This window comes from Nocardioides campestrisoli (assembly GCF_013624435.2).
GTDB classification, from domain to species: Bacteria; Actinomycetota; Actinomycetes; order Propionibacteriales; family Nocardioidaceae; genus Nocardioides; species Nocardioides campestrisoli.
Genome location: NZ_CP061768.1, coordinates 2836829 through 2860951 on the forward strand (window position 1 = coordinate 2836829; position 24123 = coordinate 2860951).

Consider the following 24123-nt stretch of genomic DNA (forward strand, 5'->3'; position numbering starts at 1 on the left):
GTCGGACTCCAGTTAACTCGCTGCGGGGCTACGGCGCCACCTCGCCGCGCCCGTCAGGTAGCCGGCGGACGCAGCATCAGGCCGTCGAGCAGGGTCAGACCGGCCTCGATCACCGCGAGCTCGACGCGCTCCGGAGCCAGCACGAGGGCGTCGCGGCGCAGCGCCAGCGCCGCCACGCCGTTCCACGCGCCGAACAGGAAGTAGGACATCAGCTCGGGGTCGACCTCGCGGATGGCGCCCGAGCCGACCGCGTCGCGGATGCTCTCCTCGAACTCCCGGCGCAGCTCCCCGAACCGGGTGACCACCTCGCTCTCCACCGGCGTCCGCGGGCCCCGCTCCCCCGTCGCGGTGAGGTACTTCAGCACCGCGGGGTGGTCCAGCAGCAGCCGCAGGTAGGCCGCGCCGACACCGGCGAACCGTTCGAGCGGCGGCGCTTGGGCCGCGTACGCCGTGCGCAGCGCCTCGGTGGCGACCGCCAGCACGCGTTCGGCGACGGCCGCCAGCAGTCCGTCCTTGGTGCCGAAGTGCACGTAGACCGACGCGGGCGAGATCCCCGCCGCGGCGGCGACGTCCTCCACCCGGATCTCCTCGGCGGCGCGCCGGGAGAGCAGCTGCTCGGCCGCGTCCAGCACCAGCGCTCGGGTGCGCTCGCGCCGCCGGGAGCCGCGCGCAGCAGCGTCGGTGCTGCGCTCGTCCGTGCGCTCGGCGTCGTCCACGCCGCCACCCTAGGGCTGAGTGCGTGCCTCTCGGGCCAGGTGCCCGGGTCGTTCGGCGGTGCCGCGGCTCGTCCTCGTGGCGCATGCTCGTGCCTGAGCCCCGCGGGGCGCCACCACCCAGGCGTCCCCTGACGGCCTACGTCGAGCAGGGCAAGGCCCACGGCAGGGTCGTGGTCACCCGGTGACCGCGACCGGCTCAGAGAGGAGCCTGGAGATGAAGTTCACCCGAAGCGGCGGGGAGACGAGCACCGGCCCCGCGGACTGGTTCACCGGCACCGTCTTCATCGACGGCATCCGCAACCCGGACGACCAGTCGGCCGTCGGCTGCGGGCACGTCCGGTTCACCCCCGGCGCCCGCACCGCGTGGCACAGCCACCCGAAGGGTCAGACGCTCTACGTCACCGACGGCCTCGGGTATGTCGCCACCCGCGGCGCCGCGCCGCAGGAGATCCGCCCGGGCGACGTGGTCTACATCGAGCCCGGCGAGGAGCACTGGCACGGGGCGACGCCTGGGCGCTTCATGGCGCACGTCGCCATCCAGGAGGCGGCCGCCGACGGCGAGGTCGTCACCTGGCTCGAGCACGTCAGCGACGAGGAGTACGGCGCCTAGGTGCCCACGAGGGTCGCCGGGAGCTACCAGTCCACCTGGTCGACGTCCGAGACCATGACCGGGCTCCGCTGCCGGTCGGCCTCCGGGACGACGTGCTCGCGCAGGCTCGGGAACGTCAGGCCGGTCCGCTCCTCGAGGAAGTCGAGCGACACGAGGTAGGTGTCGAACTCGTCGAGGTAGGTGCGGGAGACCTCGTCGAGGTCCTGGGAGAGCACGAAGCACTTGAACCGCAGCTGGCCGTCGATGCGGTACACCACCGTCTTCCAGTGCTCGCGGGGCAGCTGGACGATGCCCCGGTAGGGAGGATCGGTGGCTGCCAGGACCGGGCCGGCGAACAGGGTGAGGCGTCGCTCCTCGAGCCCCTCCTGGGCGAGCACCGCGTTCTCCAGCAGGCCCCAGGGGCCGCCGCGGCCGGACTGGTTGAAGTTCTGGAGCTGCGGGGTGATGTTGGGAAAGAAGAACGAGTCGGAGTTCGCCTGCAGGGCCTCGGGCAGGGTGCCCCAGAGCAGGTCGGAGCGACGGGCCACGTGTCCGCGGTCGAGGTCGTTCCCGACGTACGCCTCCTCCAGGGTCTGCGCGCTCTCGGGGATGCGCGGGTCGGCGCGGAACCGCTCGCCGGCGCGGCTGATGCTGTCGCCGGGGAACAGCCGCAGGCCGTCGATGTTCCAGGCGACCCACCACGCGAGCCGACGCGTGGGGTGCATCCGGACGGTGAAGTGCATGTACTCGAGCTCAGCGTCGAGCTCAGCGTCGAGCTCAGCCTCGAGCACTCCCCCGGGCGTCGTCGGGGGCGCGAGTGGGATGCCGAAGAAGTCGGCGTCGTATCCGAGAGAGGCCATGCCTCGAGTGTGCGGCAACTTCTCACCCCGGGGCCGCCCGCGCTCAGCGGCCGCGGCGGCCGAAGACGTCCTTGGGGATGTAGCCGGTCACCACCTGGGTGCGGTCGACGACCTCGGCGTTGTGGTAGTTCACCGCGATCGAGGCGAAGGAGTAGGCCTTCGGGGCGGTCATGCCCTGGGTCGTCACCAGGAAGTCGACGGTCTTCTCCACGGCCATCCGCATCGCCCGGTCCAGGTCCCAGTGGATGCCCATCATGATCCAGTGGGTGTCGTTCTCCGCCCACGGCAGCTCGGTCTCGGTCCTCTTGATCAGGGTGAAACGGAAGTTGCCGACACACGAGTGCTCCACGGCGGTGCCGCTGACCTCGCCGTCGCCCTGGCAGCTGTGCGGGTCTCCCAGGAAGACCTGCGCCCCGGGCTGGAAGACCGGGAGGTAGAGGGTCGAGCCTGAGCACAGGTCGCGAACGTCCATGTTTCCGCCGAAGGTCCAGGGCGGAGTCGAGTTCTGCACGCCGGTGGCCGGTGGCGCCGCATCCTCGGTGTTGCCGATGAACACCCCGCTCTGAGGCGCCACCGCGACGATGCCGGGGAACGGCTGGGCGGGGATCTTGAGGTGGTCGGAGAAGTGGACGACGTCCTCCCCACGGTGCTTGGCTACGCGGTACATGTGGGTGCGGACGTCAGGCCAGACCCCGGCCGGCTTGTCCGCCGGGATCTCCGCGGGGATGTCGAGCCCGACGTCCCCCTCGCGCCACCCGGGGTAGAAGGTCGCCATCACCCCGCCGGTCGGTGCGGTGTTGTTGAAGCCGAAGGGCGTCCGTGTCTCGACGTCCATGATGTCGATGACCAGGGTGTCGCCCGGCTCGGCGTCCTCGATGTAGATCGGGCCGGTCAGCACGTGGCCGCCGTACTGGCGGTTGCTCGCCTGGCGCTCTCCGCGCGTCTTCCAGAACTCCACGGCATCGGGCAGGACGGCGCTCGGGCCCGCACCGAAGGCGGCGAAGTACTCCAGCGGATGGGTCGCCTGGGTGGCTCCCTGGTGGGAGAGCATGTCCACGCGGACGGTCTTGCCCGATCGGACCACCAGCGCGGGGTCCCAGTCGATCGGAAAGCCGCCCCAGTGCAGGTTCTCGGGGGTCGACCGCAGGTGGTAGTCCCACTTCGTCTTGTGACGTGGCCGTCCGCCGCCGCGGCCGCCGTGTGCCTGGGCTGGGGATGCGATGCCGGCGGCGATCGGGCTGACAATTCCGGCTGCCAGCAGGCTGCGACGACTGGCCGAGCTCCAGTGGTTGCTCACTCGTACTCCTTCGACAAGGGGCGCGCGGGACGCGAGGGTGGGGGCCGCGCGCTTGGTGGGAACCCCACCCTTTCGTCGCGGTGTTTCAGCCGAGGCACGGCAGTGCAAACAGCGGGAAACCTGCCTGTACCGACCAGTACGACCGCGGCAGCGGACGTGACAGCCTCGTGCGGGTGCCAACCGTCCAGGTTCACGTGGGGTGTGCCGCGAACAATGAAACCGACCATCGGCCCCGCCTGAGCGCCGCGAGCGCCACCGCCACCCTTGCGCTGATCGGCCTGCACGTCGTCGCCGCAGCGGTGGTGATCCCGCTCCTGGCCGGGTGGCTCCGACGCGTACGTCGCTGAACGACGTGGCGTGCTCACCTCCCGCACGAGAGATCACTCCCGTGCGGGATGACCGGACCACGACGGGGCTGAGGACCCGCTAGCCGCGCTAGATCGTGGACAGGTGAGTGTGAGCGCAGAGCCACCGCCCGTGGCGGCGGACGAACACGTTCGAGGACCGCTCGCGCTCGCTGAAAGGCTGACCTCGAAACGTTCCGGCCGAATTGCCCGCAGCGACCACGATCGCGCTGTCCCCGAGCACCCGGATCACGAGGTCCTCGCTGGTCATGGTGTGGTGGGTCAGGTCTCCCGAAGCGATCAGCGACAGGAAACGCTCGCGTCCGTCGCTACTGCCGTCCGGTCCGACAATCATCCAGTCGTCGGTCATGAAGCCGCCGATCGAGGTGGCGTCGTTGCTCACCATCGCGGTGTCCCACGCACGGACCACCTCCTCCAGCTCCGCGCTCTCGGTGGGTTCCTCGGGTCGCATGACGATCAGTATCGCGCGTTCTGGGAGTCGATCCGCGACCGCAGCTGACCGCTGGCCGATCGCAGGCGGCCAGCGCTCGCGGCGATTGCGCGAGCAGTCAGGTGGACGCACCGCGAAGTTTCTCGCCGATGACTTCGGGAACGAGACCCCAACAGCAACAAGGCCCGATCTGCGTCTCCGCAGATCGGGCCTTGTTCTTTGTAGCGGGGGGGACGCTCCAAACTTGCGCTCGTCCCGTTGGCTGTCCTCTCTCCCCTGCGGTGCTTGGCGCCTGCCAGGGCATCTGCCACCCGTTCGTCATGGCCGGATCAAAGCACACAGCCGGGACATTCGACCGCGGCCACCTCGGTTGGTTCCCTCTGCAGCGCAGGTCGTACCTCGCGCTGCTCGTGACGAGCTCGAACGGGAGCTACACGTGTCACAGTCCCAGCTTTGGAACGCACAGGAGCAATCACGTGCCGAGACCACCGCATCGGGACCTTCGCCGAGTCCATCGCCAGCGACGCCACGGACAACGGGCTCGAGCCCGCCTCCTGTCGTTCGCCGAGGCCGTGGCCGCCCCCCTGGTGGCGCTCGCGGCCTGGCAGGCGCTCGTCGACGTCGCTCACGTCCGACCCGGACAGCGGGTCCTCGTGCACGCCGGCGCCGGCGGGCTCGGGTCGACCGTCGTCCAGGTCGCCCGCCACCTCGGGCTCCACGAGGCGACCACTCGCCCCTCTCCGAGCAGCCAGCGCTCACGCCGCGGCTGCGACGAGGGCAGTTCGAATCTTCGCTCCGGCAACTGTCAACGCGGTGACGCCATCTCACCGATAGCATCCGCCGCACGCCAGGAAAAGGACCACCATGGAGCCAGAGCCGAGCACGGCCACCCGTCCCGACCACGTCAACCGACTACGCCGCCCGCTGATCGTGGGGGCCGCGGTGGTCCTCGCGATCGCCGCCGTCACGTTCGCGCTGCGTGCGGGGATCCAGGAGGACCCCGACCCCCGACCGTCCACCGCCGCAGAGAGCACGGAGCCCGCTCCCCGGGCCGGCGCCGCGGAGGAGACGCCGGCGAGCGAGGTGACCGAGGTGACCGAGGGCGGAACCACCCTCCAGTTCGCAGAGTTCCCGCTCGACCTTGGGTGGGCCGAGACCTACGGCAGCAACATGGTCGCCGGCCCCAGCAAGGGCGTCATCTTCATGCCGGAGGGCCACTGCGACGAAGGGATCCTCTACCACTCCGACGCTCAGGACAGGCTCTGGACCTACGTCTCCGACGATGAGGGCAGCCGCAACCGCGCAATTCTGGGCTTCGCGGACGCAAGCGCCGCACGAGCCACCTTCCGGGCGCTGCGCGCCGCGGTGACCGACTGCGGCACCTACAGCAGCCCCTACACAAGCGACGAGGCCAATTCAGCCGAGGTCTACGACGCGATCGACGAAGCCAACGCTCGCGCCGGGACGACGACGTTCACCTTCGCGTACACGTTCAGGGCATCGGATCGGGTGCCGATGTCGGATCGGCATGACAAATTCGGTGTGCTGTACCAGTTCGCCCTCGTGGACCGGGTCCTCTACGGCAGCAACCAGTACGCCGGATGGACGAGACGGTCCGCGCGGGAGGGCGCGCTCACCCTGGACGAGGAGAACGCCCCGCTGGTCGCGCTCCTGCCAGGGCTCGAGCGATAGGAGTACGTCTGTCGGAAGCCGGCCGCCGTCCGATCCATCGGCAGCGACGATCCGTCGAGTCGCCTCGAGGCCGTCGGTAGTCGGCACCCTGATCTCCATCAAGACGACGTCGGGGCGCAGGTTCAGGGTCAGAGTCACCGCATCGCTACCGGTGCCGGCCTCGCATCACGACGGCACCCGCCAGAAATCCGGGTCACTCAGGCACAAACGTCGCCACTGGGTGTCTCGGCCGCAGAACGCAACCAGCGCGAGCGGCTTACCTCATGGGTTTGCCGAGAGTCACGACGCGACTCCGCGCCGTTCAATGGGATTTCTAGGAGCCGCCAAAAACAGCAACAAGGCCGGATCTGCATCTCTGCAGATCCGGCCTTGTCCTTTGTAGCGGGGGCACTGTTTGAACCCGCGCACCTTGGCTTATTGATCAAGTCCATTCACGCTCACTCCCCTGACACCACCTCATACCGCGGCTCCCTGGAGCCTGACTTCCTCCTCTATGAGCGCTTGGTCGCGGCCCGCAAGGAACTGTTCCCCACCCACGAGTTGATCGGCCGGGTAGTGGCATGTCGCCTATGCGGCTCACCCGGGGCCGAACTCACCACCCCTGGATGCACGGGCGCGCTGTCGTACTGCCACTGGCGCCTGGACCACGCCCACGACGGTGTCGCCGGAGAGCGGGACCAGGCCGTCATCGCTCCAGCATCTAGCCAAGACCGAGTTCGCCGGCGCCGGACCCGTCGAAAGGCAGCTAGCGCGCGCATCTCGACCCGGAGGCACCATGGGCGCCGGACAAGGTCGACGTTGCTCTGCTTGCCCGGTTCGCGATCCGGCGCGGCACGTGGCCGTGGACCATCCTCCTCGCAGATGCCGGACTGCTTGGGGATGGGCTCCGCATGGCACGCGGAACGATCATGACCGCGATGGATGGGCACCTGTGCCTGTCCATGCAGGAAAAGATCGTGGACGACTTCCTCCACCAGCACGGCATCACCCACGAGCGCGAACCCTTCTACCCACCTAACCCGGAGTTGAACCCGCGCACGAGACTGCGCGGAGACTGGCTCCTCGCCAACGGCACCCTCGTTGAGATGTGGGGCATGCCCAACGACCCGATGTACGCAGCCCGCATGCGCGAGAAGGAGATGCTCGCGGCAAAGAACGGCATCCGGCTCATCCCCGCCCCAGCCGCCCGCACGCGAACAGAAGAACAGAGATCCGAACGCCGACGCCCTGGGACGGAACACGTTCAACACCGACGTGCGCCTAGAACGTCTCGCCCGGTGTGCTGAAACGGTTCGCCTGTACGACTCGGGCCTGACGCGCCGTCAGATCGCTGCACAGCTTGGCCTCAGTGCAGAGACCATAAAGATCCTGGCCTCGTTCTTCGCCGTGCGCGTCACCAACGAGTCGGTGCGCCGGAGTCATTCACTGAGAGCCCGGTCTGGCGTGATGGCCTCTGGGCCGCTCGCGCAGTCTGGCGGCCACACGGATTGCAGAGCAGATTGCCTTTCACCGAGATCCCCAGGCAGGATGACGCGCTTTTCCACGACCTGTGACCTCCCCCAAGGACAAAGACCCCCGGACCAGAGGTCCACCGATCCGGCTTCGACCGCCCGGTGTGGGCAGGCCCCCGGACGCCCATCAGCCGGGGCCATCGCGCCCGGTCGGTGGCGCCAGCCGGCCCGCGAAGGCGCCCCGACCCATGGCCGACAGGATCGAGTCGTCCTGGGGAGTGTGCACCCGCCCGCACAGGACGTCCCGCAGGTGCCGCTCCAGTGGGTTGCGTCGGGTCAGGGCGTTGTTGCCCACCAAGCCGACCGCCTCCTCCACCGCCCTGATCGCGGCCCGCGTGGCGACCAGCTTCGCCGAGGCGGCCTGGCCTGCCGCCGCCTCGTCGCCGTGGTCCACGCGCGACGCCAGCGATGACAGCAGCTGCCACGACGTGCCGAGCGCGACGTCGATCTCCCCCACCGCGGCCCGGAACCTCGGCAGGGTCGCCAGCGGGGCCCCGAGCGAGGCCGGCCGACGGTCGATGAGGAAGCTGACCAACCAGTCCCGAGCGGCCTGCGCGACGCCGAGGTAGAGGGCTGACAGCCCCAGCGCGTTCCACGCGTTGAGTAGGGGCCCACGCGGAGCGATCTTCCCCGTCGCAACGGCGGCTGCGCCGTCGAACACCACGTCGTCACTCCGGGTCGCCCGGAGACCGAGATGGTCCCAGGTACGGCGGACCGTGACCCCCGGCGCTCCGCCACGTACCAGGAAGCCCCGTGCCTCGTCCGAGTCCCCGTCGCGGGCCCACACGACCATCCAGGAGAGGGCCTCGCCCCCTGTGGAGAAGATCTTGTGCCCGGTCACCTCGTGTCCCTGGTCGGTGCGCTTCGCTACCGTGGCCGGCAGACCACCGCGGACCGGGGTGCCGAGCTCCGGCTCCACCTGGAGGTCGTTGATCAGCACCGGTCGAATCGCGGACTCGCGTACCACCGCGGCGTAGACGTCCTCGGGCCAGGTCGGCTGCCTGCTCTCCATGGCGTGGGTGAACATGGTCATGGCCGCGACCAGCCCAGCCGACGGGTCGCCCTGCCCCAGCGCACGCAGCACCGCGACCGTGTCGGCAAGCCCGGCCCCGGGGCCGCCGTGGCGCTCTGCCACGGTGAGCGTCAGCAGCCCCGCCTCGTGGATCGCCCGGATGCTGTCCTCCGGGAAACTAGCCTCCCGATCGTGGCGCCCGGCGTTCCCGGCCAGCACCTCCACCACGCCCGGCAGGCGCTCCTGCCAGTCCCTCGGATCACCCATCACCCTCACTCCTCACGGTCCCTCGTCGTCGGCAGCGGGGGCCCGTCCAGGGACAGGCCTCCGAAGCGCTCCGCGGCCGCGTCCCAGCCCAACGAGGCATGGTGGGCCGCGGCGTTCACATCCCTCGCGAGCCGCTGGACCGGATCGGCCTCCATGAGCGCCCGCGCACCGCTCGCCGCGTACAGGCCGTCGACGGCCTGGACGCAGAGATCGACCGTGAAGGCGGCGTCCCGGGAGAGCCGGGCGCGGTCCAACCGGGAAAAAGCCGCCCCCGACGAGGCCCGGTCGATGATCTCTCGTACGCGCACCAGGTGCAGCGTGCGAGCGGTGTCGACCTCCGCCGCGGCCCGGGCCAGGCGCAGCCGCCGGGAGGTCTGGCTAACCTCGCGTCCCGTCCCGGCCACGGGTCGGCGCCACGACTGCGCCATGAACTCGTCCACCACTCCCTGTGCCATCCCGATGACCGGGGCCGCGAGGGCCCACTCGACGAACATCTTCGAGGGCGCGCGGTAGCTGGCGCGCCGGTGCAGCTGCCAGCCGGTGCGGTCACCGACGCCCGCGTCGTCCGGGGAGATGACCCGGTGCCCGGGCACGAAGACGTTGTCCACCAGCACGTCCTTGCTGCCCGTGCCCCGGAGCCCGACGGCGAACCACGTGTCCAGCACGCTGACGCTCTCGCGGGGCAGCAGCAGCCACACGACCGCGCCGGCGCCGGTGCCGGTGCCGGTGCCGGTGCGGCAGGCGAGCATCACCCAACTGGCGGAGTCGCACCCGCTGGAGAACGTCCATCTTCCCGAGACGAGGAACCCGCCGTCCACCGGCACCGCCACGCCCTTCGACGGGTTCAGGGCGCTGCTGCAGAGGACGTCGGGGCCGCTGGCGAAGTACTCATCCTGGCAGCGCGCCGGGAAGTGCCCGAGCCACCAGTTGTGCGCTGTCCACACCGCGTAGCACCAGGCTGTCGACCCGCAGCCGCGACCGAGCTCGGCGGCGACAGCGAACGCCGCGTCAATGTCGAGGCCCGGCCCGCCGTACCCGTCCGGGTTGCCCACCCGCAGCAGGCCGGAGTCGACCAGGTCCTGCACGGACTCCGGCGGGACCCGGCGCAGCTGCTCCGCGACCGTGGCGCGTTCCTTGAGCGTCGGCACCAGCTCGGCGGCGCGTTGCCGGACCTGGCGCGCGGCTGCGGCCCTCGTCACCGGCGCACCTCCCCGACGGACGCTCCTCGCCGCAGCGCGGCCAGGCGGTCGAGGAACGTCCGGGCGACCTCGGCCGCCTCCGCCGGGAATGCGAAGCCGCGGTGGGGCGAGACGGTCAGTCCCGGGACGTCCCACTCCTCGGCGTCCTCCGGCAGCGGCTCTTGCTCGTGGACGTCGACGAAGGCGCCTCGGAGACGCCCTGCCCGGAGTTCCTCGTAGAGGACGTCGTTGGCCACCGTCTCCCCCCGGCCCACGTTCACCACGACCGCGTGCGCCGGCAGTGCCGTCAGCACGGCACGACCGACCAACCGCCTGGTCGCCGGACCACCTGGAAGGCAGACAACCAGGTGGTCGAGGTGCCGCGCCTCGCGCTCCAGGGCCTGCGTCCCGATCGTCCGGTGGGCCCCCACGACGGGTGCTAGACCGTCTCGGGTCACCGCGACGGGGAGTGCCCCCCATGCCGCCAGCCGCGCGATCACCGCCCTACCGATGCGCCCGGCCCCGACGACCCCGACGGCGCTCCCCGCGAGCAGCGTCGCCTCCGAGTAAAACCACTCGGCGCTCCGCGGCGCCGCCAGTCGAGGCAGGTCCTTGATCACATGGAGCAGTCCCGACACGGCGTACTCGGCCACCGCGACGACGGGGACCTCCGCGGAACAGGTCACCAGGACGCCGTCCGCCAACCCCGTCGCGGCGAGGTGGTCCGCGCCCGTCCCCGTGAGGTGCACCCAGCGCAGGCGTGGCAGTCCGGCCAGGCTGCCGGGCGGGAAGTGGTGACCGACGAGCACACTGGCTGCGGGGTCCGGGGGCGCTCCGTCCTCCGCCAGCCGAACCCGCAGGCCGGGCGCGCTCGCGAGGCGCTCCGCGACCTCCGCGGCGATCGAGGACCAACCGACGCAGACGGACACCTCGTCCCAGCGCGCCGCACTCGGGCGACCCGTGCCTGCACCCATGCCTACACCTGGGCCCGGCGCCGCTGCGCGAGCAGCTCCGCCACCGGGTCCCTGCCGTGGGCGACCTCGAGGACCTGGGCGGTGTTGGCACGCACCTGGGTCCCGACCCAGTCGAAGAACCACGCCACCATCTGGGACAGGGGAAGGTCGAACGGGACGGTCCCGGTGAGCACGCAGCCGGTCACTGCAGCACCACCCACGTTCGCCACCACGTCCGGCACCAGGAGCACCCCGCGTGCGGCGAGGCCATCCTTCGCCGCCGTGGTGCAACACAGGTTGCCCCCCTCGACGACGACCTCCGCGACGACCCGGTGCACATTGTCCCCGCGGATCGCGTCCCCGGCGGCCGCCAGCACCAACACGTCCGCGTCGACGTCGAGCCAAGCCTCCGGTCCGTCCAGGACGGCAACCCCGTCCGGCAGGCCCGCCCTCTCCACGGTGCCGGCAGGCGTGGTGCGACCGACGAGCTCGCCCACGGACAAGCCAGCGGGCGCCGCGATCGTCCCGAGGACGTCCGCGACGGCCACGACCCGGTGGCCGCGCTGCTCCAGGCTCGCCGCCACCGCCCGTCCGACGGTTCCGAACCCCTGCACCACCACCCGGCAGCCCCGGGTCCCGAAGCGAGCCGTGATCGCGGCAGCGGTGGCCTCCGCAACACCGTGCCCCGTGATGTCGCGTAGGTGCGTCCAGAAGGTGCCCCAGTCCACGGGCAGCCGCTTCACCCTGGGGTGGTCGCGCACGTCGTACCGGGCAGCAGCCAGGAACACGTCCCGGTCCTCGTGCGTCGTGCCCAGGTCGCACCCCAGGTAGATGCCACCGTGCAGCAGCGGGGCCGCGGTCCTGCCGAACGCCCGGAGCACCTCGTCGCGCTCACCAGGGCCCGCCACGATCCCGGCCTTCGCCCCACCGATCGGCAGCCCCACCAGGGTGAGCTTCTCACTCATCGCCCGGGCCAACCGCTCGACCTCCTGCCGGGTGACGGCCTCCGTCATCCGGGTGCCGCCCATCGCCATCCCATCGACGAGCGAGTCGACGACCACCCATCCCGCGAGCGCCTCCGGCTGGGACGAGACCTCCGCCACGAGCAGCGGCCCCGGCTCGCCCTGACCGGCCGTCCGCGCAGGCATCCCTAGCATCTGTTTCCTCCCGTGGCGTGGTGTCCGATCGAGCCGGACGTCTTAAGATCGATCCGTTGGTGGGCCGAGATCCATGACAGGCTCGAACGGACCGAGACCACGACAGGCCCGTCACCGGCCAGGGCAGCCCCCACCGCTGACGAGACGTCCCCCTCATCACGGATCTCGATCCCCCGCGCACCGAAGGCGTCGGCGAGCGCGACGAAATCGGGGTTGTGGAGCTCGGTTGCGACGACCCGGCCGGGGTACGCCCGCTCCTGGTGCTGCCGGATGGTGCCGTAACTGCCGTTGTCGGAGATGACAACCACGAGGCGGGCACGACGCTGGACCACAGTGGCGAGCTCGTTGCCCGTCATCAGGAAGCCGCCGTCCCCGACGAAGGTGATGACCTGCCGAGCGGGGTGGCGCAGTGCGGCCGCGAGGCCGGACGGCACCCCAAAGCCCATGGCTCCGCAACCGAGCCCCAGGAGCGAGCCCGCACCGCCGAAGCGGTAGTACCGGTGTACCCAGCTGGAGAAGTTCCCGGCGTCCAGGGTGACGATGGCGTCGTCGTCGGCGAGCGAGGAGAACGACGCGACGACCGCGCCGAACGGGACCCCATCGCCGGGGTCCGGGACGGGGACCCAGGTCGCCAGTTGGCACTCCGCCTCGCGCAGCGACGCGGCCCACTCGCCGCGGCCGGGAGGTGGCTCCGCGTCCGGTCGGCAGTCCGCCAGGAGCTCCAGGAAGAGCACCGGGTCGCAGCGCATCTCCTCGACCTGTCCGGCGGCTCCGGGCGTGCCGCGCTCGCCCGAGTACACGTGCAGCAACGACTGGCCGGGGGCCGGAAGCGTCCGGTCCTGGGTCGTCACCACGTCGAGCCGGGTACCCACGGCCAGGACCAGGTCGGCGCTCGCGAACAGCTCGCGTTGCTCGGGCCGGGTCGCCAGGTGGAGGTGCCCCGCGTATAGCGGGTGCGCGTTGTCGACCAAGTCCTGGTGCTTGTTGCTGACCGCGACCGGCACCTGCAGGCGTTCTGCTGCCTCGCGGAGCACCCGCCGACCCCGCGCCCCGACCAGCGCCCCGCCTGCCAAGAGTAGGGGACGGCGCGCCCGTGACACCCGCCGGACCACCTCACGCACCGCCTCCTCGTCCGGGCGGGCCACCCAGCCGCCAGGTGCGGCGGCCGGCACGGGACGCCCCCCCGGCGCGAGCTCGGTGAGCACGTCCTCCGGCAGCACGAGGACCACGGGGCCGGGCCGGCCCTCGGTGGCTAGTAGCAGCGCCCGGATGGTCGTCTCCGTGGCGTGGCCACCCTCGATCAGGGTGAGGACGCCCTTCGCCTGGTCGGCGAAGGCAAGGTCGTAGTTCATCTCTTGGAAGCCGTCCCGGCCCAGGTCGCCGCGCGTCACCTGTCCCACCACGAGCAGCAGGGGTGTGGCGTCCTGGTGGGCCGCGTGGACGGCAATTGCGGCGTTCGACGCTCCGGGGCCCCGGTTGACCAGGCAGACCCCAGGCCGCCCGGTCATCTTGCCGTCCGCCAGCGCGGCGAAGGCGGCGGAGGCCTCGTGTCGGCACGCGACCACGTCGACGGAGCTGTCGACCAGCGCGTCCAGAAGTCCCAGGAAGCTCTCTCCCGCGACGCAGTACGTCCGGTCCACGCCGTGCCCGGCCAGAGCTCCCACGATCAGGTCGGCAACCCGTGGCGCAAACGCCATCCCTTTCCCCCGTCCCCCGCTTCCGTCCCTCCCGCGGGTCCCTCCAGAGCCGCGAGCAAATGCGCCGCCGGCGCACCGGCTGATCCCATTCAGCGGTCATCATGGTGGATCGGGCGGGGGCGCACGAGCGCTGTCCAAAAACCTTCGAGGCCCCTTGCGCCGGACCCCGTCGCCTGTGAGCCTCCTCGCCAGAGGGAGGGTCTTGGACCGCAGTCCAGGCTCCTCAGCAACGCCCAGGACGCTCAGAGGTCCGACTCGGGTCGAAGGACCGCTCACCCGGCTCGCACCCGCGCTTCCCGTGGCGGCACGAGACCAGACCACGACTGGAGAGCCGGATGACCGATCGACTCATTTCCTGCGACGACCACATGGACCTCAGCCAGCTGCCCGCCGACCTGTGGACCACCCGGTTACCGGAGTCGCTGCGCCACCGGGCCCCGCGCGTCGAGGAGCGCGCCGGACAGCCGGTCTGGGTCTGTGAGGGCGAAGTCTGGGGCCGGTGGGTGGGCCGGCCGCCCGCAGGTGGCGTCGAAGGGCGGCCCGTGAAGGCGATCTACGACGCGTTTGACCGGGGTGGCATCCACGATCCGAGCCCGCGGCGCGCCGCGGTGGCCGAGCTGCGCCTGGCGGACATGGACCGCGATGGTGTGCACACCCAGGTCATCTACGGCCCGGTCCGGCAGATCGCTGCACACGACCCAGTGCTGCGCGCGGCCTGCTACCGCGCGTACAACGACTGGCTGCTGGAGTTCTGCCAGGCCGCTCCCGACCGGCTCGTCGGCCTGCCGATGCTGCCGGAGACGCCGGACGCGGCGCTCGCCGAGCTCGAGCGGGTCCGCTCGGTCGGGAGCGTCCGCCAGGTGGTGCTTATGGTGGCCAACATCCACCCCAAGCTGGACGACCCCGCCTGGGAGCCGCTCTGGCAGGCGCTCGAAGACAGCCGCGTCGTGCTCTCCTGGCACATCACCGCCTTCGCCAGGCCGAACGAGCGCGTGGCGGGCAAGGCCGCCAGCGTCTTCGAGAACACCAAGCTCTTCCTCGAGAACTTCGTCGAGCCCTTCGTCGACCTGTTCTCGTGGGGGATTCTCGAACGGCACCCCCGGCTACGCCTCGTGCTGGCCGAGGGCGGCGCCGGATGGCTCCCCTGGCTCGTCCAGGAGCTAGACCACCACCACTGGAAGATGTGGGAGGCAGAGGAGTTCTGGTCCAACAAGGGGGGCAGCGAGCTGGTCACCAAGCCCAGCGACCTCTTCAGGCGGCAGGTGTACGTGACGTTTCAGGACGACACGGTGGCGATGTCCCTCATCCCGTTCTTCGGCGAGGACCACCTCCTCTGGGCCTCGGACTACCCCCACCCCGACAGCGTCTGGCCGTACTCCCGCGAGGCCATCGAGCGGCAGATGGGGCACCTCCCGGCAGAGCTGCGCAGGAAGCTCACGCACGACAACGCAGCGGCGCTCCTCGGCCTGGGGAACGCCTTCAGCCAGGAGGACGACGTCCGCCCGACGACCACCACGACCACGACAGCGATCTGAGGAGACCATGGCTGCGGAGCACGCATCTTGGGAGCCGGGCCCGGGCGGCTACTACGGGGAGTTCGGCGGGTCCTTCGTCCCGGAGATTCTCCACGAGACGCTCGCCGAGCTGCGCGAGGCCTTCGACGAGGCTCGGCAGGACCCGGCGTTCTGGGGCACCTACACGGACCTGATGAGCGGCTACGCCGGGCGCCCCACGCCCGTCACCCACTGCCCCAGCCTCACGCGCCTGCTCGGCGGGGCGAAGGTGTACGTGAAACGCGAGGACCTCAACCATACCGGGGCGCACAAGGTCAACAACGTGATGGGACAGGGCCTGCTCGCCCAGCGGATGGGCAAACGTCGAGTAATCGCCGAGACAGGCGCCGGCCAGCACGGAGTGGCGACGGCGACCATGGCCGCTCGGCTCGGGCTCGCGTGCACCATCTACATGGGTGAGGAGGACGTCGCTCGTCAGTACCCGAACGTCTTCTGGATGAGGCAGCTCGGGGCCGAGGTGGTCGCCGTCAAGGAGGGCAACCGCACCCTCAAGGACGCCATCAACGCGTGCCTGCGCGACTGGGCGGAGTCTATGCACGACACGCTCTACGTGCTGGGCACCGTCTGCGGACCGCACCCGTTCCCCCAGATCGTCACCTACTTCCAGTCCATCATCGGCCAAGAGGCGCGAGGACAGATGCTGGAGGTCGCGGGGCAACTGCCCTCCCGGGTCTACGCCTGCGTGGGCGGCGGCTCGAACGCCTCGGGCATCTTCACGGGCTTCCTCGACGACCCGGCCACCGAGCTGATCGGGGTCGAGGCCGGAGGCCGCGGCCCCGACACGGGCCTGCACGCGTCGCGGCTTGCAGGCGGGCAGGGAACCTCGGGGGTCGCCCAGGGCTACCGGACGGTTTTCCTGCAGAACGAGGAAGGACTCATGCACGACACCTACTCGGTGGCCGCCGGCCTGGACTACATCGGGATCGGCCCGCTCCTGGCGCACCTTCACCAGACCGGCCGGGTCCGCTTTGAGTCGGCGACCGACGACGAGGTGGTCGAGTCCCTGCGGCTCGCCATGCGCCACGAGGGCCTGGTCCCGGCACTGGAGAGCGCCCACGCGTTCGCCGCCGCGTTCAGGGAGGTGCCGGACCTCTCGCCGCAGGACACCGTTCTGATCAACCAGTCGGGCCGTGGCGACAAAGACATCTTCACCGTCGCCGATGCGCTCGGCGACGAGGAGTGGCGCGAGTTCCTCCGGCAGCGGGCTGCCGGGTACGACGCATGACGGCGGACCAGCGCTCCCCACTCGAGCGCCACGTGCGCGCCCGGCTCGAGACCAGGCCCATCCTCCTCATGACCCACTTGGTCGTGGGCTACCCCTCCCTCGATGCTAACTGGTCGATGCTGCAGGCGATGGACCGGGCCGGGGTGGATCTCGTCGAGCTGCAGCTGCCCTTCAGCGAGCCGATCGCCGACGGACCTTCCTTCGTCCGGGCAAACCACGAGGCGATCCGCAGCGGGACGGGGTGGCGCGAGTACTTCGACCTCGCGGGCCGTGCCGCCGCAGAGCTCGACCTGACCACCCTCTTCATGGGCTACTACAACAGCGTCGTCCAGATGGGCGCCGCGCAGTTCTGCGAGCAGCTGGCGAAGGGCCGCATGTCCGGCTTCATCGTCCCGGACCTGCCGCCCGAGGAGGGTGGCGAGCTGTACGCCGTCGCCCGCAGCCTCGAGCTCGACCCGGTCCAGATCATGACCCCCACCAACTCGCGGGCCCGGCTGCAGGAGATCGGGCGCCACGCCTCGGGGTTCGTGTACTGCGCCGCACGCACGGGCGTGACGGGACGACAGACGGATGTCTCGCAAGGCCTGGGGGACTTCCTGGGGCGCTGCCGGGAGGCGACCTCGGTGCCCCTGGGCGTCGGGTTCGGTATCAGGACCCCGGACGACATCCGGGCGCTGAGGGGGTCGGCGGAGATCGCCATCGTCGGCACCGCCGGGACCGAGGTCTGGCTCGAGCAGGGCCTGACCGGCTACGAGCCGTACCTCGACAGCCTCGTGGCCGAGGCGACGTGAAGGCCGGCGTCCGGGCACGACCCGGGCGGCGACCCCGCCCGCCGCAGCGCGACGGATCGCTCTGCCGCTACCCCAGCAGCCACCTCACAGAAGGAGTCTGACCCTTGGAGCTCAGCACCGAGTCGCAACTCATCCACGCCGGGACCGAGCGGACGCCGGGCGCGCCGTTCGGACCGCCGCTCGTGCCGACCAGCACCTATGTGTCCCAGGGCGCCCCGAACCCCGCCCTGCCGCAGTACGGTCGCAACACCAACGTGGGCTGGGAGGCGCTCGAGGACGCCCTCGCCGTCCTCGAGGGCCCGGGCTGCCACGCCGTGGCGTTCCCGTCGGGCCAGGCCGCCTCCATGGCCACGATGGCGGTCCTCGCCGACGGTCGCCCGCGCGTCGTGATGCCCGACGACTGCTACTACAAGACTAGGGACATGGCGCACCGGGTGCGCCCGGGGGGGGCCGAGATCGTCACGGTCGATCTCCTCGACTATGACGCGGTGGCGGCAGCGCTCGGCGCCGGACCCGCGGTGCTGTGGGCCGAGACCCCCGCGAACCCCCTTCTGCGGGTGGCCGACCTGGCCCGCCTCGCCGGCATCGCGGGGGACGCCAACTCGCTCCTGGTGGTCGACAACACCGTGGCCACGGCGTTCCTGCAGAAGCCACTCGACTTCGGGGCGGTCGCCTCGGTGTACTCCCTGACCAAGTCGCTCTCCGGCCACTCGGACGTCCTGGGTGGCGCGTTCGTGACCCGCTCCCCCCAGTTGGCGGACGCGTTGCGGAGCTGGCGCAGCACCAGCGGCGCCGTCCTCGGGCCGTTCGAGGGGTGGCTGGCGCTGCGAGGGCTTAGGACCTTGCCGCTCCGCCTCGCCCGTCAGTGTGAGAACGCCCTGGCCGTCGCCGAGTTCCTGGACACGCACCCGCGGGTAGCCTCCGTCCACTACCCCCGTACCTACGACGACCCGCTGGTGAAGTCGCAGCTGCCCCACGGCGCGGGGGGCCTCCTCGCCTTCCAACTGGAGGGCAGCGTCGCCGAGGCGGACGCCGTCGTGGCCGCGGCTAGGCTGATCGTGCCTTCGACGAGCTTCGGCGGCATCAAGTCCGCGTGGGAAAGGCGAGACCGCTGGGCGGCCGAGACCGCGCCGAGCACACTGATCCGGCTGAGCGCCGGGATCGAGCCCCGGGAGGACATCATCGCCGACCTGGCCCAGGCTTTGCGCGCCTGAGAGTAGGCGGTGGGGGCGCGGTCGCGCACCACGCCCCGGTCGTCGTCGCGCTAGCGATCCGCGGCCACGCCCTTGGTGTTGGCCTCGCGTAGGAGGCCCAGGCACCGGTCCACGTTCTCCGCCAGGTCGGCCTCAACGGGCAGGAGCGTGAGGCCGTTCTCCTCCGCCATGCGCCTGAGGGAGGCGTTGTACCGCTCCACGAACGCCACGTCTTGGTCGAACCGGCCGGGCATGGGTCCGTCGCGGCGGACGACCCGCTCGACGATGACCTCCGCCGACCCCTCGAGCACGAAGCAGAGGTCCGGTCGCATGATCCCGGCGACGGCCCCGCCCAACCAGCCGGGCAACTCGAGGCCGCGCGCCTCGAACAGCGCCAGCATGTCGTAGAGGTAGCGGTTGGCTACCACCACGGCTCCCGAGGCGAGGGCGGGAAGGATGGCGTGGGACTGGTGGGCATAGCAGTCGGCGAGGTTGAAGTGCAGGAGGGCGAGGTTCGGGAGGTCCTGGCCGTCACCGAGGTTCCAGAGGCTCCGGCGGACGTGTGCGTCCTGTCGCCACCACTCCGAGGGGGCGGCGAGCGCCCGGCACGTCCGGACGGGCTCGATCGCCGCCACCAACGCTTCCTCCAGGGTGGTCTTGCCGCTTCCGTCCATGCCGCAGATGGCGACGAGCGACCCGGGCTGCTCGTGTGTGGGCAAGGGCAGGTTCATGGCACTCCAAGTACGTTCGTCTTTCCAACGGTTCTCGACGCGGCTCACTCTCGCACGCCTCCGCGGCGTTCCGCGGGTCGTCTCAGGGCAATCGATCCGCGCGGTCACCCGACGGAAACCAGTTCATCGCCCCGATCCTCGCTCAACTGTCGGCGTCCCCGAACCGGACTCAGCAACAGCACCAGCGGGCCGGCCAGGAAGACCGCGCAGGTGCACCACAACGCGCCCTGCACCCCGACCGGACTGCTCGCCAGGGCTCCGGCGGCGACGGCACCCACCGGGATCACGCCCCACGTGAAGAACCGTACGGCGGCCATCACCATCGGCAGCAGCTCGTCGGGCGTGTCGGTCTGACGGTGCGTCCGGGTCACGATGCTGCCCACCACGACCGCCCCGCCCGAGACTAGGCTGCCGAACGCGAACAGCGGGACGAGTACCGCTGTCCCCGCGAGGGGAAGCAACAACAGCGAGGCCGCGGCCACGACGGACATCCAGACCAGAACGCGGGCGGTCCCGAGCCTCGTGGAGAGCCACGGCGTCACCGCCGCGCCGACGAGGGCGCCGACCCCCTCGGCGGCCAGCACGATGCCGACGACCAAGGGTGAGACGTCGAGCACCCGGACGAGGTAGACCGGAGTCAGGGCGGCCACGGCACCGGAGACCAGGTTCGTCACCACCGCCCACTGGACGCAGGGGAACATCACCGGGTGCCTGCGGATCCAGCCGAGTCCGGTGCTGATCACCTCGCGGGCGGGCTGGGGCCGGGCCGCGGAACTGGACGGGGCCTTCGGCAGCCTCCGCAGCAGGAACGCCGAGACCAGGTACGTGAACGCGTCGATCGCGACAGCCACGACACCACCGAGCACCTGCACGATTACGCCGCCGAGCGACGGCCCTGCGGTGGAGGAGACCGCGTGGGTGCCCGAGATCCAGCTGTTGCTCGCGACGAGGGTCTCGCGGCTGACGACCTTCGGCAGATACGTCGCGTTCGCCACGTCGAACAGCACCGTCGCCAGACCCGTCACGGTCGCGACGACCAACAGCTGCGTGAACGTCAGGACGCCCGCCCACCACGCCAGTGGGACGCTCAGCAGGGCGACTGCGCGCACCAGGTCCATCCCGACCTGGAGGATGCGGGTCTCTGTGCGCTGCACGATGACGCCGGCTGGCAGGCCCAGCAGCAGCCAGCCGAGGTCGACGGCCCCCACGAGCAGACTGACCTCGAAGGGCGTCGCGTCCAGCGCCTGCAGCGCCACGAGCGGGAAGGCGACGGTCGTGACAGCGGTCCCGAACGAGCTGGTGGCCATCGCGCCCCAGAAAAGCCAGAACGCGGAGTCGCCGGCCGCGTGCCTCCCCCGCGTCACTGCGACCCCGTCTGCGCGAGCGTGGCGTCCGACGACACCGCCGTACCGCCCCTCGGGGGTCGCCCCGGCGCGACGCCGCCCGCCCAAAGGCCCGCCGCGGCGAAGGCCTCAACGGTGGACTCCTCCTCGAACGCTCCGAGGTCCCTGAGGTACTGCAGCACCGGCGCTGCCCCTGCGGCGACGTCCTGTGCGACCGCCTCTGGGTGGAACGACTCCCGCACGACCTGCTCCACCTCGTGGGCCGGCAGTCCAACCGCCTCCAGCGAGTCCATCACCTCGCGGTAGTCGGGTTCTAGGAAGGCGTAGATCACGGCAGGCACCAGACCTGCGACTTCGGTGCGCTCCCGGGGGGTCAGCACGTCCCACAGGGCCCTGAGCACGGTTCGGAAGTACGCGTGGTGGCGCCCCTCGTCCTCGGCGTGGTCGCGGATGAGGTCACGGACCGCCTTGGGCAGCCGGGTGTCCCCCGGCAGCTCTCCGAGAACGCCGGAGATCAGCGTCTCACTGACGATCGAGAAGAGGAGCGCCTCGATGCCCCGCAGATTCCAGGGCACCTGTGCCCTGACGTCGTCGAGCCGGCCGAGGAAGGCGGGAGCCGGGAGCGAGGCGGGTCGCTCCACGCCGGTCACATGGGACACGTCCACCCCGAGGTCGTACGAGAACTGGGCGTGGTACGCCTCGTCCGTGACGATCTTGTAGGCGTCGCCCCTCATCTGCCGCGACAGTGGCAGGCCGGAGTGACCGCGGCTGATCATCGTCGCGACCGGGATGACAGCGAGGGTCTCCAACTCGGTGGTGAAGTGGAGGTAGTCGTAGAGCCGCCGGATGAGGAGGAAGCGCCGGGCGCTGGGACCGCGGGCGACGACGAGGGGATGGTCGCAGACCGGGTAGAGCTCAGGGCTGAAGAAGCAGCCCTCGTGCGGCAACTCCAGCCTGCGAGCCGGTTTGCGGCGCACGCTCGCCCTGTCCTCCCACGCTCGGAACGCGGCGGAGCGGAACACGTCCGCGCTGCCACGTTCCCCGGGCACGAGGGACCTCATTGCGCTCTCCTGGTACACGTCGACTCCCCCCTCTAGGTCTGACGGTCGGTCACGGCCTCGACGGTCGCCTCGAGCAGGCCCGCCCGGTGGAGCTCCAGCACGTCGTCGCGGACGTCGTCGGCGACCTCGGCCGGCTGCCCCTGCAAGGTCTCGTCCAAGGCGTCGCCACTCGCCAGGCCGCGCAACGCCGAGAAGGTCGGCGAGGTGGCGTCGAACTCGTAGAGCAGTTCGCCGCCCCGCATGAGAAATCCGGTGGGATTCAACTCGTCACGGAGCAGGGTGACCCCCTCCGTCATGCGGTACCGTCCGGGCGGCAGACTGTCTGCCGCTTCGACGACCCCGAGCCGGGCGGCGAGGTCCTGGCCGGACACGTCCTCCGCCACGCGTTGCCTCACGGGGCCGGCGGGCATCCGGCTCACCTTGGGCACCTCCCGCGCCAGCTCGCTCAGGAGTCCGAGGTTGACCAGTCGCAGGACGATCTCGGCCTTCTCGGCCAGCTCCGCATCCCGGCCGTCGACCGACAGCAGGGCCCGGACGTTGTCGCCCTCAAGGTGGTCGGCTGACCCCGGGGCGGCGAGTGCCCGCTCGACGAGGAGACCGTCCTCGGCCCGCAGCATCCGCATCATCATGCGGTGCGTGTGGCCGACGCCCGCTCCATAGAAGAAGGGGACCTTGCCCCGCACCCGCGACCGCTCGGGCACCAGTCCCTCCATCGCGCGCCGGAGGATCGCCTTGTCCCACAGGAGCGCGGGACGCAACCTGTCCGGGACGCTGGTCGAGATCTCGACGAGCCGGTGGTCTAGGAAGGGCACCCGTGCCTCGGTGCTGCTCCCGGCGGCGGTCCGGTCGTCATGCCACACGTTGTACTGCTGGACCTTGAGGTGCTCGGACCTCAGGTAGCGCGCGTAAGCATCTGCCGTGGACCCCGCCGCCTCCCGGACGAGGTGCGGCCGGACCAACGGTAGGGAGTAATCGGTCCGCCAGCTCGAAGCGGCTGCGCGGGGCAGGTCCGTCCTGTCGGCCAGATACTCGAGATTCCGGCGGAACCTCTCCCAACCGCCCTCGCCCGCGGTGTTGACCGAGTAGCCACCGTTGAACTCGTCGCTGGCGGAGCCCAGAAGCATCCCCCGGAGCTCGGGACGGGCCTGCCGGGCGAAGCGGTGCAGCTCGTACCGGTAATACACCTCGGGTCCGCACAGCGGCGTCTCCGAGAGCCACAGGACCCGTCGCCACTGCTCGGTCGACGGGGTGAGGTCGTGCGGGAACTCCACCTGGTGGTGCGGGTTGCCGTACTTGCCGGCCACCCAAGCCGCCTCCTCCACGTCACCGTTGAGGAGCGTCCCGGCCGTCACGGCGCTGAACGTGTGGATGTCCTGGGAATCCGCGAGGGCGAGCACCGCGGTCGAGTCGATGCCACCGGAGAGGAAGAGCCCCAGTTCGGCGTCCGCGGTGGCGCACTCCCGGACGGACGCGACTAGCGCGTCGCGGTACTCGTCGACGAAACGCTGCTCGCTCCAGTCCTCGTTCGGCTCCGGGAGCGACCAGTACCGGTGGGACCGGGTCGACCCGTCCCGCAGGTCGATCTCCAAGATCGTGCCCGCCGGGACCGACTCGATGCCCTTGAACCATGTGCACGTCTCGTCCTGGTCGAACTGGGGCGCCCCGATCAGCTGGGGGTGGCCCAGGGCGGTGGTCCAGTCCACCTCGCGGGGCGTGCCCGGGTCGACCATCAGGGCCTTGATCTCCGAGGCCGCGACGATGCGCTCGGCGCTGCGGTGGAAGTAGAGCGGCTTGATGCCGAACCGGTCACGGGCCAGGACCAACTTTTGGTTGCGCCGGTCCCAGAGGATCACGGCGAACATGCCGCGGACGTCGTCGAGGAAGTCCAGTCCATGCCGGCGGTACTGGTGGAGCAGCACCTCGCAGTCGGACAGGGTCCGCAGTTCGCTGGTGATACCGAGTCGCGACTCCAGAGACCGGTGGTTGTACACCTCGCCGTTCGCCACGAGGACGAGGTCGTCCTCGCCGGTGGCGAGGGGCTGGCTGCCGTTGGCGATGCCCACCAGCGAGAGGCGGGCGAAGGCGAAGCCGACCTGCGGCTCAATGCGCGTGGAGGTCTCGTCCGGCCCGCGGTGGTGCAACTGCAGCAGCATCTCGTCGACCAGCGCTGCCGTGTCGTGGTCGGCGGTGGCCGACGCCAGCGACGCGATCACTCCGATGCCGCACATGCTCCTGCTCCCTCCTGGCCCGATGGCCTCCCGCTGGCGCGGTTCTAGGTGATGAGGACGTCGTGCCACGCCCCCCGCGGGGGCGTGGCACGCGCCCGAGTGTCACGCCTTGTTGGCCATGACGACCTGCTTACTCACCTCGACGGTGGAAGGCTTGGAGTACTTCTTCATTCGATTCACCCCCTTGTCCTCGGTTTGGACTGACCGTAGTGAGGCTAACGACGGCGCCCTCCGCTTATCCAGACATTCGGCC

General features: G+C 70.6%; 20 protein-coding genes. 7 read left to right on the forward strand and 13 right to left on the reverse strand.

What is annotated here, in order from left to right; translation table 11 throughout:
• Positions 1–53 precede the first annotated feature (53 nt).
• Positions 54–716, reverse strand: a complete 663-nt coding sequence (locus H8838_RS13320) for a TetR/AcrR family transcriptional regulator (protein ID WP_185995780.1) — start codon at positions 714–716, stop codon at positions 54–56.
• A gap of 214 nt (positions 717–930) precedes the next feature.
• Here H8838_RS13320 and H8838_RS13325 point away from each other — a divergent pair, with 214 nt between their 5' ends.
• Positions 931–1326, forward strand: a complete 396-nt coding sequence (locus H8838_RS13325; protein ID WP_185995779.1) for a (R)-mandelonitrile lyase — start codon at positions 931–933, stop codon at positions 1324–1326.
• Positions 1327–1349: 23 nt separating this feature from the next.
• Here H8838_RS13325 and H8838_RS13330 read toward each other — a convergent pair whose 3' ends face one another.
• From H8838_RS13330 to H8838_RS13340, 3 genes are all read right to left on the reverse strand, one after another.
• Positions 1350–2165 carry a DNA/RNA non-specific endonuclease gene (locus H8838_RS13330; RefSeq protein WP_185995778.1) on the reverse strand — a complete coding sequence of 272 codons (816 nt, stop codon included), beginning with the start codon at positions 2163–2165 and terminating at the stop codon, positions 1350–1352.
• Positions 2166–2208: 43 nt separating this feature from the next.
• Positions 2209–3462 (reverse strand): acetamidase/formamidase family protein, encoded by a 1254-nt coding sequence (locus H8838_RS13335; protein WP_185995777.1) that lies wholly within the window; start codon positions 3460–3462, stop codon positions 2209–2211.
• A gap of 435 nt (positions 3463–3897) precedes the next feature.
• On the reverse strand, positions 3898–4389 hold the full coding sequence (locus H8838_RS13340; RefSeq protein ID WP_185995776.1) for a nuclear transport factor 2 family protein: 492 nt from the start codon (positions 4387–4389) through the stop codon (positions 3898–3900).
• Positions 4390–5121: 732 nt separating this feature from the next.
• Between H8838_RS13340 and H8838_RS13345 the strand changes: the two genes are divergently transcribed.
• On the forward strand, positions 5122–5949 hold the full coding sequence (locus H8838_RS13345; RefSeq protein WP_185995775.1) for a hypothetical protein: 828 nt from the start codon (positions 5122–5124) through the stop codon (positions 5947–5949).
• An 890-nt stretch (positions 5950–6839) separates the two neighbouring features.
• Positions 6840–7235 carry a hypothetical protein gene (locus H8838_RS13350; RefSeq protein ID WP_185995774.1) on the forward strand — a complete coding sequence of 132 codons (396 nt, stop codon included), beginning with the start codon at positions 6840–6842 and terminating at the stop codon, positions 7233–7235.
• A gap of 352 nt (positions 7236–7587) precedes the next feature.
• On the opposite strand, the gene H8838_RS13355 is transcribed toward H8838_RS13350, so the two are convergent.
• From H8838_RS13355 to H8838_RS13375, 5 genes are read right to left on the reverse strand one after another with little or no spacing between them, the layout of a single operon-like run.
• On the reverse strand, positions 7588–8739 hold the full coding sequence (locus tag H8838_RS13355) for an acyl-CoA dehydrogenase family protein (RefSeq protein ID WP_185995773.1): 1152 nt from the start codon (positions 8737–8739) through the stop codon (positions 7588–7590).
• Positions 8740–8744: 5 nt separating this feature from the next.
• On the reverse strand, positions 8745–9938 hold the full coding sequence (locus tag H8838_RS13360; protein ID WP_185995772.1) for an acyl-CoA dehydrogenase family protein: 1194 nt from the start codon (positions 9936–9938) through the stop codon (positions 8745–8747).
• Positions 9935–10891, reverse strand: coding sequence for an NAD(P)-dependent oxidoreductase (locus H8838_RS13365; protein ID WP_185995771.1), 957 nt, complete (start codon positions 10889–10891; stop codon positions 9935–9937). Before H8838_RS13365 ends, H8838_RS13360 begins: the two co-directional genes overlap by 4 nt.
• A gap of 2 nt (positions 10892–10893) precedes the next feature.
• Entirely contained in the window at positions 10894–12018 is a 1125-nt protein-coding gene (locus H8838_RS13370) for a Glu/Leu/Phe/Val dehydrogenase (protein ID WP_185995770.1), read from the reverse strand.
• A 2-nt stretch (positions 12019–12020) separates the two neighbouring features.
• A complete protein-coding gene (locus H8838_RS13375) occupies positions 12021–13724 on the reverse strand; it encodes a thiamine pyrophosphate-dependent enzyme (protein ID WP_185995769.1) in 1704 nt (567 codons plus the stop codon).
• 335 nt (positions 13725–14059) lie between these two features.
• Between H8838_RS13375 and H8838_RS13380 the strand changes: the two genes are divergently transcribed.
• The 4 genes from H8838_RS13380 (at position 14060) to H8838_RS13395 (ending at position 18528) form a co-directional block, all read left to right on the forward strand.
• A complete protein-coding gene (locus tag H8838_RS13380) occupies positions 14060–15259 on the forward strand; it encodes an amidohydrolase family protein (protein ID WP_185995768.1) in 1200 nt (399 codons plus the stop codon).
• Between the two features lie 7 nt (positions 15260–15266).
• Positions 15267–16523, forward strand: a complete 1257-nt coding sequence (gene trpB / locus H8838_RS13385) for a tryptophan synthase subunit beta (RefSeq protein WP_185995767.1) — start codon at positions 15267–15269, stop codon at positions 16521–16523.
• A gap of 68 nt (positions 16524–16591) precedes the next feature.
• Complete coding sequence (trpA, locus tag H8838_RS13390) at positions 16592–17314, forward strand: tryptophan synthase subunit alpha (protein WP_224766123.1); 723 nt, start codon at positions 16592–16594, stop codon at positions 17312–17314.
• Between the two features lie 104 nt (positions 17315–17418).
• Positions 17419–18528: a trans-sulfuration enzyme family protein gene (locus H8838_RS13395; RefSeq protein ID WP_185995765.1), complete on the forward strand. Its 1110-nt coding sequence runs from the start codon at positions 17419–17421 to the stop codon at positions 18526–18528.
• Between the two features lie 50 nt (positions 18529–18578).
• Here H8838_RS13395 and H8838_RS13400 read toward each other — a convergent pair whose 3' ends face one another.
• Genes H8838_RS13400 through asnB form a run of 4 tightly spaced genes read right to left on the reverse strand, consistent with a single transcriptional unit; the run spans position 18579 to position 23870 of the window.
• The gene (locus H8838_RS13400; protein WP_185995764.1) at positions 18579–19286 is read right to left on the reverse strand and encodes a dTMP kinase; all 708 of its coding nucleotides are present in this window, start codon (positions 19284–19286) and stop codon (positions 18579–18581) included.
• A 56-nt stretch (positions 19287–19342) separates the two neighbouring features.
• The gene (locus H8838_RS13405; RefSeq protein ID WP_224766124.1) at positions 19343–20602 is read right to left on the reverse strand and encodes an MFS transporter; all 1260 of its coding nucleotides are present in this window, start codon (positions 20600–20602) and stop codon (positions 19343–19345) included.
• On the reverse strand, positions 20599–21660 hold the full coding sequence (locus tag H8838_RS13410; protein ID WP_185995762.1) for a diiron oxygenase: 1062 nt from the start codon (positions 21658–21660) through the stop codon (positions 20599–20601). Before H8838_RS13410 ends, H8838_RS13405 begins: the two co-directional genes overlap by 4 nt.
• 14 nt (positions 21661–21674) lie before the next feature.
• Positions 21675–23870 carry an asparagine synthase (glutamine-hydrolyzing) gene (asnB, locus tag H8838_RS13415; RefSeq protein WP_185995761.1) on the reverse strand — a complete coding sequence of 732 codons (2196 nt, stop codon included), beginning with the start codon at positions 23868–23870 and terminating at the stop codon, positions 21675–21677.
• Positions 23871–24123 lie beyond the last annotated feature (253 nt).